The following is a 13,205-nucleotide window of genomic DNA, read 5'->3' as shown; positions in this document are numbered from 1 at the left end:
ACAGCTACATTACCAGTGTAGTCATAACCACCGGCCTTGCCTACTGCCTCAGGTGCTGACCGAGCGGCCGGTGTAATCGGAGAAATCGGGCTTCCTCGGCTGATGCTGGTCGTCGGTCATGTACGCTGAAGTCAGGATAAATTCCGCGGTTGCCCGGTTGCAGGCCACGGGGATGTTCCAGAGTGCGGCAATACGCAACAGGGCTTTGATATCCGGGTCATGGGGTTGAGGTTCCAGAGGGTCCCAGAAGAACACCAGCAGGTCGATTTCGCCCTCGGCGATCTTGGCGCCGATTTGCTGGTCGCCGCCCAGGGGGCCGCTGAGCAGGCAATGGATGTCATCCCGCTCCAGGTTGTCCCGGAGCAGCCGGCCGGTGGTGCCGGTGGCGTAGAGTTTCAGTGGGGCAAAACGGGTGCGGTTTTCGGCAACCCAGTCCACCAGTTCCTTTTTCTTGTTGTCGTGTGCCACCAAAGCGACGGATTTTACGGCCATTTGGGGTAAAGTCTCCTGTTATCACAGTTTTTACAGGGTCAGTGTTTCACAGCCTGACCCGGGACGGAATAGGAAAGAGGTTTATGTCCGCGACTGCATCCTTTGACTGGCAATCCACCCCGGCCGCCGTCTGGCGCCGCCATCGCTCGGGGCTTCGCGCCATCCGCCGGCTCGATCCGGTGCAGTGGCAGGATCTGAAGGGTATCGACCGACAGCAGCAGGCCCTGGCCCGCAACACCGAGCGCTTTCTTGCCGGCGAGCCTTCCAACAACGCTTTGCTCTGGGGCTCCCGGGGCACGGGCAAGTCCTCGTTGATCAAGGCGCTGTTGAATCGCTATCAGGAGCGCGGGCTCCGGATGATCGAGGTGGACAAGGACGATCTGGTCAACCTGCCGGAAATTGTCGACGAAATCTGCGATCTGCCGTTCTGGTTCGTGATTTTCTGCGACGACCTGTCGTTTGATGTTGGTGAGTCCAGCTACAAGGCCCTGAAAAGTGTACTGGAGGGTTCCCTGGAACTGCCTCCGGAGAACGTGCGGGTGTATGCCACCTCCAACCGCCGCCACCTTATGCCGGAGTTTATGTCTGACAACCTCAAGAGCGAGATGCGGGACGGTGAGCTGCATCCGGCGGAGGCCATCGAGGAACAGGTGTCCCTGGCGGACCGGTTTGGTCTGCAGCTGTCGTTCTACGCGTTTTCGCAAGGGGTGTACCTGCAGGCCGTGGATGCGCTTTTCCCGGAATTTGATGACCGGGAAGGGCTGCATCGCGAGGCGATTCGCTTTGCTACCGCCAAGGGTGTGCGCAACGGCCGAACGGCCCAGCAGTTCTACCGTCAGTTTGCCGGCGACCGGGATCTGGGCAAGCTTAAGTAGCTATTGCCGTTTTGCCATCTTGATGAAGTGATGGTGAACCACCCGAACCCCCAGGAAGACCAGGGCCATCACCACCGGAATGGCGATGCCCAGAACCAGGGTTTTGTTGAAGACGACACCGGCCTCGTAGACCGAATCCAGGCCGAACTTGAGCAGGCCAATCAGGTAATAGGTGATGGCCACCACGGAGAAACCTTCCACAGTGTGCTGCATCATCAGCTGAATTTTGGAGCGACGGTCCATGGAGCTGAGCAGCTGCTGGTTCTGGCTCTGGATGGCCAGCTCCACCCGGGTGCGCATCATGTCTGAGGCCCGGTCTACCCGGCGGGACAGGTCTTCCAGTCGCTCACTCACGGCTTCGCAGGTTTTCACCGCCGGTGTCAGCCGACGGGTCATGAACTCGGTCAGGGTCAGGTGGCCGGAAAGTTCGTCCTCCCGCAATTCCTCCAGCCGGGTCAGTACCAGCCGGTGATAGGCGCGGGTGGCGGAGAAGCGGAACGTGGAATGGGCCCGGAAGGCTTCGATACGGGCTGCAATGTTGGTCAGCTGGGCCAACAGTTTCTCTTCATCCACATCTTCGTTTTCCGCCAGTGACCGGGTGATCACCGCCAGCTTTTCGTCCATATCGTTCAGGGATGGCGTGATTTCCCGGGCAACCGGCAGCGCCAGCAGTGACATCAGGCGGTAAGTTTCAATCTCCATCAGGCGCTGGGTCAGGCGGCCCAGCTGGCTGTCCGACATGTGGTGGTTCATCACCATGAACCTGCCAAAGCCATCGCTGTGCAGCCGGAAGGTGCCCCATACCCGGGCGGCACCCTCCTGGGGACTGCTGCCAATCAGCCGCATGCCCTCGAAGTGCTTGCGCACGTAATCCAGGTCGCCCTCGGTTCCGTCAGAAGCGGGCCGGACTTCCAGGTGGAATGCCGCGATCACGGTACCGGTCAGTTGCTCCAGCCATCCTTCGGGCAGCGGGGTGATACCGGTCTCGGTAAAGGGTGTTTCATCTCCGGCTTCCAGATTGATAAAGGTGTAGGAGGCGAACTCCATGTGCATCTCGCGACGCACCCGCAGTGAACCGAAGGTGTGTTCAAAGCAGCCCACCTCGTTTTCCGGCACCGGATGCCCCATCAGGCGATGGAGTTCCTGAAGATGCCGGAATTGCTGCTCCCGTTGCTCCGGGGTCGTCATCACCGCCATCTGGGTGACCCGCGCCGGGGTTGGAAGCACCTGAAACGGCCGTGAATGCAGCTCGTTGTAGAGATCGTTCCGAAGCGGATGAATATCGAGGGAGTCCAGGCGTGCGCTCACGGCGGGAAGTTCCTGTTTTCAAGAATGGATGGCAGGGATAATAACCCGGAAGCTTACGCCGTCAATGCCACCTTGGGTGCGGTTACGGGCTTCCACCCGGGCACCATGGTAGTCGGCAATCAGGCTGACGATCAGCAAACCCTGCCCCAGGTGGCCCTGTTCCTGGCCGTCCCGCATCGAGACAAACGGGCTGAAGATGTCGGTGGTGGTGTCTTCCGGCAGTGTCGAGCCCTGGTTGAAAACCGACAGGCAGAAGCCCTCTGGCGTGGTTTCCAGACCCACCTCAATCAGGCGATCCTGCGGTGTGAAATCCCGGGCGTTGTCCACCAGCTTGTCGAGCAGTTGCACGATCAGCTCTGGAGAGCCGGTGATCGCGCAGCCCGCATCGGGTCCTGAATAGCGGATCTGGTGGTTGCTGTCGAGGGCCTGGTAGGCGGCCGTGGCTTCGGCGGCCACTTCGGCCAGATCAAACTGTTCTTTATCCGCATGGTCCAGGCTCTGTTCAAGCCGCGCTGCTTCGCTCATGCCGTGGAGAATCTGCCGGAGGCGTTCGGTGGCGGCAGCGGCCCGTTCAATGTATTGCCGGCGCTCGTCATCCGAGTCGCTGTGGTCAAGGTTTTCCAGCGAGGAGCGGACCACTGCGACAGGGGTTTTCAGCTCGTGGGACAGTCGCCTGGAAAAACTCTCCAGGTAGCGGTTGTAGCCGTGGAGGCGGTCCACCATCAGGCTGAAGTGACGTTGCAACTGGCCCAGTTCGTCCTTGCTTCGGGCATCCGGCACTCTGCCGGTGATTCGGCCGTCTTCGTCGATACTGGCACTGACAGCGCGCTGCAGCCGTGTAATCCGCCAGGACAGCCAACTGGCGTAGCCAAGCAGAACCAGGGTGATTGCGACAATGATGAGGGTGCTGCGGGCAATTACCGAGCCCAGGGCAGAGCCGGAGAGGGTCAGAAGCTGATCCAGTGATTGCTCCAGGATCAGCGTGCGACCACCGAAAACCTCCCGGGTGGTCAGCAGCCAGGCGCTGTCATCCTCGTGGCGGACCAGACCTGTCTCCGGGAGCGCTTCAACTGCCACGCGGTTAGTGCCGGTTGTGATGGCGGTCGGTTCCGGCTGGTAGAGGCGCACCAGACCCCGGAGCGCATTGAGACTGATCTGCTCCACCACCTGAAGCGGGCTGAGGCTGTCGAACTCCGGTGTTTTCGTGGCAGAGCCAGACTGCTGTCGCGCGATCACCCAGCCGGCCGGTTCAACCAGACGTACCCGTTGGCCCTGGTTCAGTTGTGGCTCCAGCTGGCGCTCGAGGGCCAGATTGCGACTGACCAGAACCGGCAGTGGGTCGACCGGCGTGGAGACGCCTGTTGTCTGGTCCTGGCCCCATAATGCTGCAAAGCCCAGGCGGCTGCGGTCGGCGGGCATGGGCAATTTCAGTTCCAGTTGCCAGCCCTCGCCGGTGCCCTGCAAAAAGCCGGAGATACGGTAGTCCGGCTGTCGGCTGGCCTCTTCCAGACCGTAAAGCTGGCCCGGGGCTGGCGTTCGCAGCAGCCAGGACCTTCGGATAGCGTCGGGGGCAAGGTTACCGGGGGCAGGCTCCAGCCAGAGCCTGAGACGGTCATGGGGCTGATCCGGGTTGCCGGGATTGAAGAACACGGGTTGCCGTTGGTTGACGCGGATCAGCAGATACAGGTTCCGCCGGTCGGTTACAGCCTGCCACTGGAGGAATGGCTCGCCGGCCTCCGTGCTGGTCTGGCCCTGCCAGTTTCTTGCCTGGTTTTCCTCGTCGTAGCCCGGCCAGTCGTCGCCATAACCATCCAGATTCAGGTTGCCGGCCAGGGGCTCCACGTAGATGGCTGGCTCATCAGGCCCGATGACGGTGGTGCCGATAATCTGGTCGCCGGCCGTCTGGGCCAGTCTCCCGGCCTGGGCCTGCAGCTGCTGCCGGGCCTGTTGTCGCAGGGCGTCGTCCAGTTCCAGGACAAACTGCAGGCCTGCCCAGGGAATCAGCAGCATCAGCAGGCTGGCGACGAACAGCTGGCGCTTGAGATTCAAGGCTCAGACCTCACGGGCATTCCAGCGATAACCCATGCCGTAGGCTGTCTGGATGCCATCGAAGGTCTCATCCAGTTGCAGGAACTTGCGGCGGATGCGTTTGATGTGAGAGGTGACCGTGTTGTCGTCCAGAACCGTGCTGGCGGCTTCCATCAGTTGTTCGCGGCTACGCACATGGCCCGGGTGCTGGACCAGCGAGTGCAGCATCCAGAATTCGGTGACGGTCAGGTCAATGGGGGTTTCGTCCCAGGCGACGGTCATGCGATCCACATTGAGGGTGAGCTTGCCCCGCTGGAGCACCTCGTCCGGCTTCTGGAGGGCTTCGGCCCAGGCATCGGCCCGTCTGAGCAGGGCGGTAACCCGGGCCAGCAGGTGGTCCAGGCTCATGTCTTTGGTGACGTAATCATCGGCCCCAAGGCGCAGGCCGTGGACGGAATCGATATCGCTGTCACGGGCGGTCAGGAAGATAATCGGCAGGGTCTGGGACAGTGACCTCAGATCCTGGCACAGGGCGAAGCCCCCCTCCGGCTCGTCGCCCAGGCCAACGTCGATGATGGCCAGGTCCGGCAAGGACTGCCGCAACACCTGCCAGGCCGACGACCGGTCGCCATGGGCGGTCACGCGATAGCCACGGCGCTCGAATGCGGCGCGGTAGTTGTCGCGGATGGCGGGTTCGTCTTCGATCAGTACAACGTGTTTCTTCATGGTGGCGGCTGCTTCCCGTTGCCGGTGTGTGCCTATTTAACCACGGCAGGTGGTGATAACAAGCGCGCAGGTCGTTGTTGCCATAATTCATCATTTTTTGAGGGTGGTTTGTCGCTTTCTGCCATGGGAGTTCCTTTCCGGATTGCTGAAATGGCGGTGTTTCGCACAGTCATGCAGTCACAAGGATTCTCTCATGATGCTCTCCAATTCTCTCTTGCAGCTCTACTCGACTTCTTCTGATAAGAGTCTGCCGCCCGGCCAGCGCCGGGTTCCTTCCGAAACACGCTGTGAATACGTCCCTGTACGCTCGGCTCCGCCATCCATGGCTCCGCACGGTTTCGGAAGGAACCCGGCGCTGGCCTCGTTCATGAGCCGCTTTCTGCACCGTCGTTTCAAGCAGATCTGTGAGGGAGTTAGCCTCTGGCTGGCAGTTTTGCTGATGCTTTTTGTTCACCCACTGTATGCCGAGGCGAATGAGGCAGACAACGTCGGCCAGTTGCATTTTGTCGACGGCCAGGGGCAATGGCAGGAACCGGCGCTGGTGCTGGACAGTGAATTCGACATTCAGGTCAGCGGACTGATTGCCGACACCCGGTTGCTGCGCAGTTTCCGGAATACCAGTGACCAGTGGCGCGAGGGCGTTTTCGTGTTCCCGTTGCCCGAGAAGGCCAGTGTCTATGGTCTGACCATGAAAGTTGGGGAGCGGACCATTGAGGGCAAGGTGCAGCCGAAAGAGACGGCGCGTCGGACCTATGAGAAAGCAAAGCAGGCCGGGCAGCATGCGGCAAATGTGGAGCAGCAGCGTCCGAATCTGTTTACTGCCCGGGTTGCCAATATCCCGCCGGGGGAGACGGTTTCGGTTGAGCTGAAGTACCAGCAACCGGTGCAGTATCAGGCCGGGGTGTTCGAGCTCAATGTTCCAACCACGCTGACGCCGCGTTACATGCCGGGAGCGCCAGTTCGCAATGCACCGGATCAGTGGCAAGGCGGGTGGGCGCTGCCGACGAGCGAGGTGCCGGATGCCGGTGCTATCAGTCCGTTTACGGTAACCCCGGCTGATGTGGCGGATGACAGCCACCGGGCGGTGATCAATCTGGTGATTGATTCCGGGCTACCGCTGGAGAGCGTCTCCAGTCCGTCGCACCGTCTCGCGAGCAGTCAGGATGGCCAGACTTTCAGGATTCGTCCCGATGGCGGCGAGGTCCTGATGAATCGTGATTTCGTGGTGCGGTGGCGTCCGGTTGCCGGGCTGGAACCCTCCGCAGCGGTTTTTCACCAGTCCTGGCAGGGTGAGGACTATCTCATGGCGATGCTGGTGCCGGGCGAAAACGGCACCATGGCGCTTCCCCGGGATCTGGTGTTCGTGATCGATACCTCCGGTTCCATGGCGGGGGAATCGATCCGTCAGGCCCGAAGTGCCCTTCAGGCCGGTCTGGACACGCTGACGCCACGGGACCGGTTCAATGTGATTCAGTTCAACAGTCAGACTCACTCGCTGTTTATGCAACCGGAAGTGGCGACCGGCAATAACCTCGCCCGGGCCCGTCGGTACGTTGACCGTCTGCGGGCCGACGGCGGTACCGAGATGGCGCCGGCTCTGTCCAGAGCCCTGGAAAGTGCCAGTGAGAGTGAAGACGGCGCGCGGGTGCGTCAGGTGATTTTCATTACCGATGGAGCAGTAGGCAATGAGGCGGCGCTGTTTCGGCAGATCCGTCAGCAACTGGGCAAACAGCGGTTGTTTACCGTGGGCATTGGTTCTGCGCCGAATCGGCATTTCATGCGTGAGGCCGCCCGCTGGGGCCGGGGTACTTATACGGCGATCCACTCGCCTTCCGATGTGGATGGTCCTTTGCAGGCGCTGTTTTCGGCCATGGAGTCGCCGGTTCTGACGGATATCCGGGTTGACTGGCCCGGCCAGGAGACAGGCAAGGAGTTCTTTCCGAGGCGCCCGGGCGACCTGTTCCAGGGCGAGCCGTTGATTCATGTGGTGCGGGGTGCCCCGGCCATGGGAGAGCTGAAGGTGTCGGGGCGCCTGCCGGGTGGCAAGGACTGGACCAGAACGCTGGACCTGCAGCAGGCCGCCCCGGCAAGCGGGCTTCATCGCCATTGGGCGAGAGAGAAGATCGACGGCCTGGAGGATGAGGCCAGGGTGACGGGCCGGGAGCCGGACAAGGCCGGCATTACCGAACTGGCGGTCAGCCACGGCTTGATGTCGGCCTACACCAGTTTTGTGGCCGTGGATTCCACACCGGTGCGAAGTTCAGAGACCCCAATGGAAACGGATAATTTGCCCACTCTTCTGCCGGCGGGCAGCCAGACCGGCATGCTGCGCTATCCGCAGACGGCAACATCAGCGCCGCTGCTGATCGCGCTTGGCCTGGTCGGGCTGATGTTCTCCCTGGCGATCGTGTTGCTGCAGAGGAGGACACTTTCATGACAAAGCTGTTGCTTCTGTTATTGACCAGCTCTGCTACCTTGTTGGTATTCGGGTTATGGATTCCGCTCAAGGCGGTTATTGCCCAGGAATTGCTGGAGGTTGCCTGGGCGGAAAGCCAGGCCCGGCAGACGGACTCACGGCCGTGGCCCTGGGCGGATACCTGGCCGGTGGCTCGCCTGGCTATTCCGGAGCTGAACGACACGATGATTGTTCTGGCCGATACCCACGGCGAGAGTCTGGCATTTGGGCCCGGTCGGTTAACCGGTAGCGAAGATCCTGGCGGAGCCGTGATCATTGCCGGACACCGGGATACCCATTTCCGAAGCCTGAAAGCACTGGAAACCGGCAATGAGGTTCGCCTGCAAGGCCGGGATGGCCGTTGGCAGAGCTACCTCGTTGAGGGTGCCCGGGTTGTGGACAGCCGTTCAGAGCTGATTGACACCCAGCGTTTGCCGGCAGGAACGCTTCTGCTGGTGACCTGTTACCCGTTCGACAGTGTCGACGCTGGTGGGCCGCTGCGATACGTCGTCAGGGCTTCAGCAAAGGGTAAACAAAGGGAACAAATCGACACTGTTGCCGGAATATAAAGTTGGCGTACACTTGTGCGCCAAAAATTGGCTGCAGAGTTTGGTTGCATGGGTATTATCAGAAAACTGCTGGCGTGGCTGAGTGTCCCGATCATCTGCCTGTTCGCGCTGGTGTTCTACGCGGCAAGGCCGTTCAATCCGGATAACAACCGTATCCTGGCGCGCGTCGTCGCTCGTTTCGGGCGGGCGGTTCTGGGTATGGAGCGCCCTCTTGAAGGCTGGGAAAACATGCCACAGGACCGGCCTACCGTCGTCATTGCCAATCACCAGCACAATGACGATCTGTTTGTTGTGGGCGACTTGTTGCCGCCGCGCACCGTTACGGTTGGTAAATCGTCACTGGTCTGGGTGCCTTTCTTTGGTCAGGTCTTCTGGCTGGGCGGCAACGTTATCCTTAATCGTGGGCGCTCCCACAAGGCCATTGCGGTTATGAAGGCCACCAGCAGTGCCATCGCCCGGGATCGCAAAAGTCTCTGGGTTTTCCCCGAGGGCACCCGTAGCAAGGGCCGGGGCCTGCAGAAATTCAAAAAAGGCGCGTTTCACGCAGCGGTGGCATCCGGAGCGCCGATCACTATGGTGTGTGTCCAGGAATACGCCGATGAGGCGAAAGGCTGGAGCGGCCGCCGTGAATCGGTAGCCATCCGGGTTTTGCCACCCATTGAAACAGAGGGCCTCACCGTCGAGGATATTCCGGAACTGATGGCCCGATGTCATCGGCAAATGTCTGAGGCCATTGCCGCACTGTGATTCACTCCCCCGGAAGTGCTTGAAGCACCACTGGAAACAGGGCAGTCTTGCGGGACTGATCGTTTCGTTCAACGACCCTCAGGGAGAGGCAAGAGATGAATCTGATTCTGTTTCTGATTATAGGCGGTGTGGCCGGTTGGCTGGCTGGTTTGATCATGAAGGGCCGTGGCTTTGGCGTTCTGGCCAACATCGGTATTGGTATTGTCGGCTCGTTTCTTGGCGGTTTTGTGTTCCGCCTCTTGGGCCTGGCGGCCCAGGGTGCTATTGGTGAGCTGGTAACCGCAACGGTAGGCGCTGTGTTGCTTCTCGCTATCGTTAGTGCAATCAAGAAGGCCTGAGCATGATCGTACCCGTAACCGGAGTGTTTGCCGCAGTCATTGGCATTCTTTTGCTGGTGTTGTCGGCTCAGGTCGTCAAATTCCGTCTGAAGTATAAAAAGGGCCTGGGCGTCACCGATGACCGGGACTTTGAGGCGGCTGTCCGGGCCCATGCCAACCTGGTGGAGTACGCCCCTCTTGGTCTGATCATGCTTGCCATCGCAGAGCTCAACGGCGTTGCCAGCGGCCTGATCTACTGGACCGGCATGGCTCTGGTGGTTGGCCGCATCCTCCACGCCTTTGGCATGATCAATGGCCGAGGTGGCACCCACTGGGCGCGTATGGTGGGCATACTGCTGACCTGGCTGGCAATCCTGGTGGCTGCATTGTTGCTGCTGTGGAACGTCTGGCAGGTCTATGGCTAAGTCAATAACAGAACGGGGCGGCTCTGGGCCGCCCCGTTCTTGTTTCGATGACCTGGTTTTACGGTAGATCAGTCCTCAACCTGGCTCTCGTCGTTAAGGATAAGCTCCACTTCTTCCGCATCCAGCACCTGAGGCTCATAGGTCAGTCCCTGTGCCTCGATGACGCTTACAAAGGCTTTCAGGTGGCTTTTTGATCCATCCAGCAGGTTGGAATAGGCAAGAATGATGGCGCGCTCATCGGTTTGATTAATCGCGGCCAGAATATCTCTCATGTCCTTCTCTTCGATCAGGCCCCCTACGAACAGGCCATCAACAAACGAGTTTTTTCCCTTGGCAACCAATTCGTCATACAGGGCCTGAAGTTCCTGATTGGTGAATACGCCGATCGTGTCATTCACTACCGGGTCTTCAACATCAAACTTTTTCAACAGGTAGTCTACGGTGCTGGTATGAGATTCTTCGGACAGCGCGATTCTTGCGAATACCTGCGTTCTGTCGCCCCAGTACTGGTCCATTGTGAGATAAACGTCTCGGGCCAGCTTTTCCTCTTCGCGCATGAACTGCAGATCGCTCACCTCAATGGTGGTCAGATCTTCCGAATCGGCAGTTTCTGCCGATCGACCCCCGCCGTCGCTGTTGCGCGGACCGCCTGCAGCGAATGTGGCGCTGGCAAGGAACATCGAACCAATGAGTGCGGCAGTGGTGAAGGTTTTTGCGTTCATAGTGACCTCTCTAGTCAGGTAACAGTTAAACCCTGGATACATGACTAAGACGAGGAAATTGGGCAAAAGGTTCGTTAAATAAAGGTAAGTTTGCTTTCTTTTTTGTAATTAAGTCACTGTTTTTACTAAATAATAATTTTCACCCTTAATATGGCTAATCCGCTTAATACCATATAAATCAGAATAATTGAGATTCCAGAAAAGCCGAAGATTGGTTCAGTTGTGTGTCTCGTCGCTGGTGAGCGGGCGGCATTCGGCCCCCGCGATGACGGAAGTTCGGGGGCGGTTTTTGTCGTGGTTGCCTCGGCCTAGAGCGCCTGGGCCACATCCAGAGTCCGATATTCCAATTCAACACGCCGGTTGGCTGCCCGATCTTCCGGGGTTGCCAGAGGACGGGCTGAGCCCCAGTGACTCACAAGAATCCGGGATTCCGCAACGCCTTCCTGCATGAGAATCCGCGCGACCGCGTTGGCCCGCAATCGAGAGAGAAACCGGTTGTAGTCTTCGGAGCCGAAGTTGTCGGAGTGGCCATGAATTCTGACGCTGACCGAAGGATGTTCCTTCAGATACGCGGCATGCTGTTGCAGGAACGCAATGTCATCACTGTTCAGCGAGTGCTTGTTGAAGCCGTAATGGAACTTCATACGGTGCGGGCGCCTGGTTCCGGCTTCAAAGTTGGCTGTGGTGAAGCCGGCGGCTATCGCGGCATTGGCAATCAGCTCCGGGTTATCCAATACGAGTACGGTCATCTGAAAAATCCTTGGTTCGGTATCCGGTTTTTCTTGTTATTCCTGTTCACTATTGGCTGGAGCAGGAACAACGGCAATTGGCGAAAGGTCGATATATGGCCCGGTACAGTCCGTCGATGGAACCGATTAAATGTCATTTCTGTGACATCCCAATGACAGCCGGACCAGTCGTTTGGGCTTTTCCGACTCTGTGGTGTGTGCCACATTTCCGGGATTGACCCCCAACGACCTTTGCGCTGGATTCCATTTGAGCGCGAAAAGAAGGCGTGGGTGTGGTAAAAAACACTCTTTCAGGGACAGATTATGATGAATTGTGACCGCCCATGCTGATTATCCCCGCCGAAAACGCCATTAACTGGAAACGCCCGCCCTGGGTGACCCTTGGCCTGATCATGGCCTGCCTGCTGGTTTTTCTTTTCTATCAGGGGGGCGACAGCCGCAAACTCGAGCAAGCGGTCGAACAATACCTGGCCGCCGACCTTCATGAGCTGGAGGCGCCAGCCTACGAGGATTACCTGCAGCGGCAAATCCAGTTCCAGGGCGAAGAGAGCCGGGTCTACGAGCTCCAGCAGTTTCAGCAACTTCGGGAAGAGAACGAGAACTTCTGGCTGGCCATCAACCTGATGATGGACCGGGAGTTCTACCAATACCTGCTGCAAAATCGCGATGTCATCTGGGCGCCGGCGGAACGGGCGCACTGGCAGGAACAGCGCGGCGTCATCGAGCAGGAGTATCTCCAGAAACTCAGTGCCAACCAGCTTGGTCTGGTGCCGGCGGATCTGTCGCTGTATACCCTGATTACCTACCAGTTTCTACATGGCGGCTGGGGCCACATCATCGGTAACCTGATCTTCCTGTTCCTGCTCGGATTTACCGTTGAGAAAGCGTTAGGGCCGGGCCGGTACCTGATTGCCTACCTGGTATGCGGAGCCCTCTCCGGCCTGATGTTTACCGCGGTTTCGGCGGGTAGCTATGTACCCCTGGTGGGTGCCTCGGGCTCGATCTCCGGTCTGATGGGCATGTACGTGGCCATTTACGGACTGCAGAAAATCCGTTTCTTCTATTTTCTGGGTGTCTATTTTAACTACTTCCGAGCGCCTGCTATCGCCCTGCTGCCCGTATGGGTGGGCAAGGAAATCTACGATTACTGGTACGCCGGTGCCACCGGCATCGCCTACATGGCCCACGCTGGCGGCCTGATTGCCGGCGCAGGCCTGGTCTGGCTGCTGGGCAAGAGCTGGCTGCAGGTGCGCGAGGAATTCTTCGAGCCGGAAGAGGAAGAGCAGGATGCCCGGTTCACCACCGGATACGCGCAGGCCATGGCCAGCCTCGGCCGGATGGAGTTTGATCTGGCCCGCCGGCAATTCGAGGCCCTGCGTGAGCACTACCCGGAACGCCATATCCTGCTGGAACATCTATACCAGTTGGCCAAACTCCGCCCGGACTTGCCCGAATATCGTGATCGCGCCAAAGAGCTTATGAACGATGCCCTCAGCCGGCGCCAGCCAGAGCAGATGATTGCTATCTGGCAGGAATACCTGGGCAAAGGGGAGAGCTATCAGCCACTAGCGGCAGAAGACCATAACCGGGTCCTGTTCACCAGTCTCAAGCAACATGACCTCAAGGCTGCAGAGAAAGCCTTCGAGCGGCTCAGAAGCACGGGCGATGACATGCTGGCTACCGAGGCCTGTCGGTTGCTTGTGGAAGAGTTTGAAAAGCGCCAGATGGCGCCCAAAGCTCGTCATTATCGTCAACTTCTTCAGGCCGGCTAGCCTCGGGGCAGCAGGGTATG

13 protein-coding genes are annotated in these 13,205 nt (G+C 59.2%); 7 read left to right on the top strand and 6 right to left on the bottom strand.

The window, feature by feature from the left end:
* Positions 1-48 precede the first annotated feature (48 nt).
* Complete coding sequence (locus ACO06L_RS12850) at positions 49-492, bottom strand: methylglyoxal synthase (RefSeq protein WP_064229656.1); 444 nt, start codon at positions 490-492, stop codon at positions 49-51.
* A gap of 83 nt (positions 493-575) precedes the next feature.
* On the opposite strand from ACO06L_RS12850, the gene ACO06L_RS12845 reads away from it, so the two are divergent.
* Complete coding sequence (locus ACO06L_RS12845; protein ID WP_064229657.1) at positions 576-1,367, top strand: ATP-binding protein; 792 nt, start codon at positions 576-578, stop codon at positions 1,365-1,367.
* Here ACO06L_RS12845 and ACO06L_RS12840 read toward each other — a convergent pair whose 3' ends face one another.
* The 3 genes from ACO06L_RS12840 to pdsR are packed head-to-tail and all read right to left on the bottom strand — an operon-like array spanning position 1,368 to position 5,429.
* The gene (locus ACO06L_RS12840; protein ID WP_064229658.1) at positions 1,368-2,675 is read right to left on the bottom strand and encodes a DUF3422 family protein; all 1,308 of its coding nucleotides are present in this window, start codon (positions 2,673-2,675) and stop codon (positions 1,368-1,370) included.
* Positions 2,676-2,693: 18 nt separating this feature from the next.
* Positions 2,694-4,724, bottom strand: coding sequence for an ATP-binding protein (locus tag ACO06L_RS12835; RefSeq protein ID WP_202346111.1), 2,031 nt, complete (start codon positions 4,722-4,724; stop codon positions 2,694-2,696).
* Positions 4,725-4,727: 3 nt separating this feature from the next.
* Positions 4,728-5,429 carry a proteobacterial dedicated sortase system response regulator gene (gene pdsR / locus ACO06L_RS12830; protein ID WP_202346110.1) on the bottom strand — a complete coding sequence of 234 codons (702 nt, stop codon included), beginning with the start codon at positions 5,427-5,429 and terminating at the stop codon, positions 4,728-4,730.
* Positions 5,430-5,622: 193 nt separating this feature from the next.
* Between pdsR and ACO06L_RS12825 the strand changes: the two genes are divergently transcribed.
* From ACO06L_RS12825 to ACO06L_RS12805, 5 genes are all read left to right on the top strand, one after another.
* On the top strand, positions 5,623-7,866 hold the full coding sequence (locus ACO06L_RS12825; protein WP_202346109.1) for a marine proteobacterial sortase target protein: 2,244 nt from the start codon (positions 5,623-5,625) through the stop codon (positions 7,864-7,866).
* Positions 7,863-8,453: a class GN sortase gene (locus tag ACO06L_RS12820; RefSeq protein WP_064229662.1), complete on the top strand. Its 591-nt coding sequence runs from the start codon at positions 7,863-7,865 to the stop codon at positions 8,451-8,453. Before ACO06L_RS12825 ends, ACO06L_RS12820 begins: the two co-directional genes overlap by 4 nt.
* Positions 8,454-8,501: 48 nt before the next feature.
* On the top strand, positions 8,502-9,200 hold the full coding sequence (locus tag ACO06L_RS12815) for a lysophospholipid acyltransferase family protein (protein WP_064229663.1): 699 nt from the start codon (positions 8,502-8,504) through the stop codon (positions 9,198-9,200).
* A 95-nt stretch (positions 9,201-9,295) separates the two neighbouring features.
* Complete coding sequence (locus ACO06L_RS12810; RefSeq protein ID WP_064229664.1) at positions 9,296-9,538, top strand: GlsB/YeaQ/YmgE family stress response membrane protein; 243 nt, start codon at positions 9,296-9,298, stop codon at positions 9,536-9,538.
* A gap of 2 nt (positions 9,539-9,540) precedes the next feature.
* Positions 9,541-9,942 (top strand): MAPEG family protein, encoded by a 402-nt coding sequence (locus ACO06L_RS12805; RefSeq protein WP_064229665.1) that lies wholly within the window; start codon positions 9,541-9,543, stop codon positions 9,940-9,942.
* Between the two features lie 68 nt (positions 9,943-10,010).
* Here the strand turns inward: ACO06L_RS12805 and ACO06L_RS12800 are convergent, their stop codons facing one another.
* Positions 10,011-10,664, bottom strand: a complete 654-nt coding sequence (locus ACO06L_RS12800; RefSeq protein ID WP_158253186.1) for a DUF2202 domain-containing protein — start codon at positions 10,662-10,664, stop codon at positions 10,011-10,013.
* A 308-nt stretch (positions 10,665-10,972) separates the two neighbouring features.
* On the bottom strand, positions 10,973-11,413 hold the full coding sequence (locus tag ACO06L_RS12795) for an OmpA family protein (RefSeq protein ID WP_202346108.1): 441 nt from the start codon (positions 11,411-11,413) through the stop codon (positions 10,973-10,975).
* 323 nt (positions 11,414-11,736) lie between these two features.
* Between ACO06L_RS12795 and ACO06L_RS12790 the strand changes: the two genes are divergently transcribed.
* On the top strand, positions 11,737-13,185 hold the full coding sequence (locus ACO06L_RS12790; RefSeq protein WP_202346107.1) for a rhomboid family intramembrane serine protease: 1,449 nt from the start codon (positions 11,737-11,739) through the stop codon (positions 13,183-13,185).
* Positions 13,186-13,205: the final 20 nt, after the last annotated feature.

Source organism: Marinobacter sp., from assembly GCF_965229985.1.
Lineage (GTDB): Bacteria > Pseudomonadota > Gammaproteobacteria > Pseudomonadales > Oleiphilaceae > Marinobacter.
Note: the sequence above shows the minus strand (reverse complement) of the source record. Positions and strands in the feature narration are given on the sequence as shown.

What these genes read in the sequence shown, in the direction of transcription:
- ACO06L_RS12805 (WP_064229665.1), top strand. Translation starts at nt 9,541, where the DNA reads ATGATCGTACCCGTAACCGGAGTGTTTGCCGCAGTCATTGGCATTCTT.
- ACO06L_RS12800 (WP_158253186.1), bottom strand. Translation starts at nt 10,664, where the DNA reads ATGAACGCAAAAACCTTCACCACTGCCGCACTCATTGGTTCGATGTTC.
- ACO06L_RS12790 (WP_202346107.1), top strand. Translation starts at nt 11,737, where the DNA reads ATGCTGATTATCCCCGCCGAAAACGCCATTAACTGGAAACGCCCGCCC.
- ACO06L_RS12850 (WP_064229656.1), bottom strand. Translation starts at nt 492, where the DNA reads ATGGCCGTAAAATCCGTCGCTTTGGTGGCACACGACAACAAGAAAAAG.
- ACO06L_RS12845 (WP_064229657.1), top strand. Translation starts at nt 576, where the DNA reads ATGTCCGCGACTGCATCCTTTGACTGGCAATCCACCCCGGCCGCCGTC.
- ACO06L_RS12810 (WP_064229664.1), top strand. Translation starts at nt 9,296, where the DNA reads ATGAATCTGATTCTGTTTCTGATTATAGGCGGTGTGGCCGGTTGGCTG.
- ACO06L_RS12820 (WP_064229662.1), top strand. Translation starts at nt 7,863, where the DNA reads ATGACAAAGCTGTTGCTTCTGTTATTGACCAGCTCTGCTACCTTGTTG.
- pdsR (WP_202346110.1), bottom strand. Translation starts at nt 5,429, where the DNA reads ATGAAGAAACACGTTGTACTGATCGAAGACGAACCCGCCATCCGCGAC.
- ACO06L_RS12795 (WP_202346108.1), bottom strand. Translation starts at nt 11,413, where the DNA reads ATGACCGTACTCGTATTGGATAACCCGGAGCTGATTGCCAATGCCGCG.
- ACO06L_RS12815 (WP_064229663.1), top strand. Translation starts at nt 8,502, where the DNA reads ATGGGTATTATCAGAAAACTGCTGGCGTGGCTGAGTGTCCCGATCATC.
- ACO06L_RS12825 (WP_202346109.1), top strand. Translation starts at nt 5,623, where the DNA reads ATGATGCTCTCCAATTCTCTCTTGCAGCTCTACTCGACTTCTTCTGAT.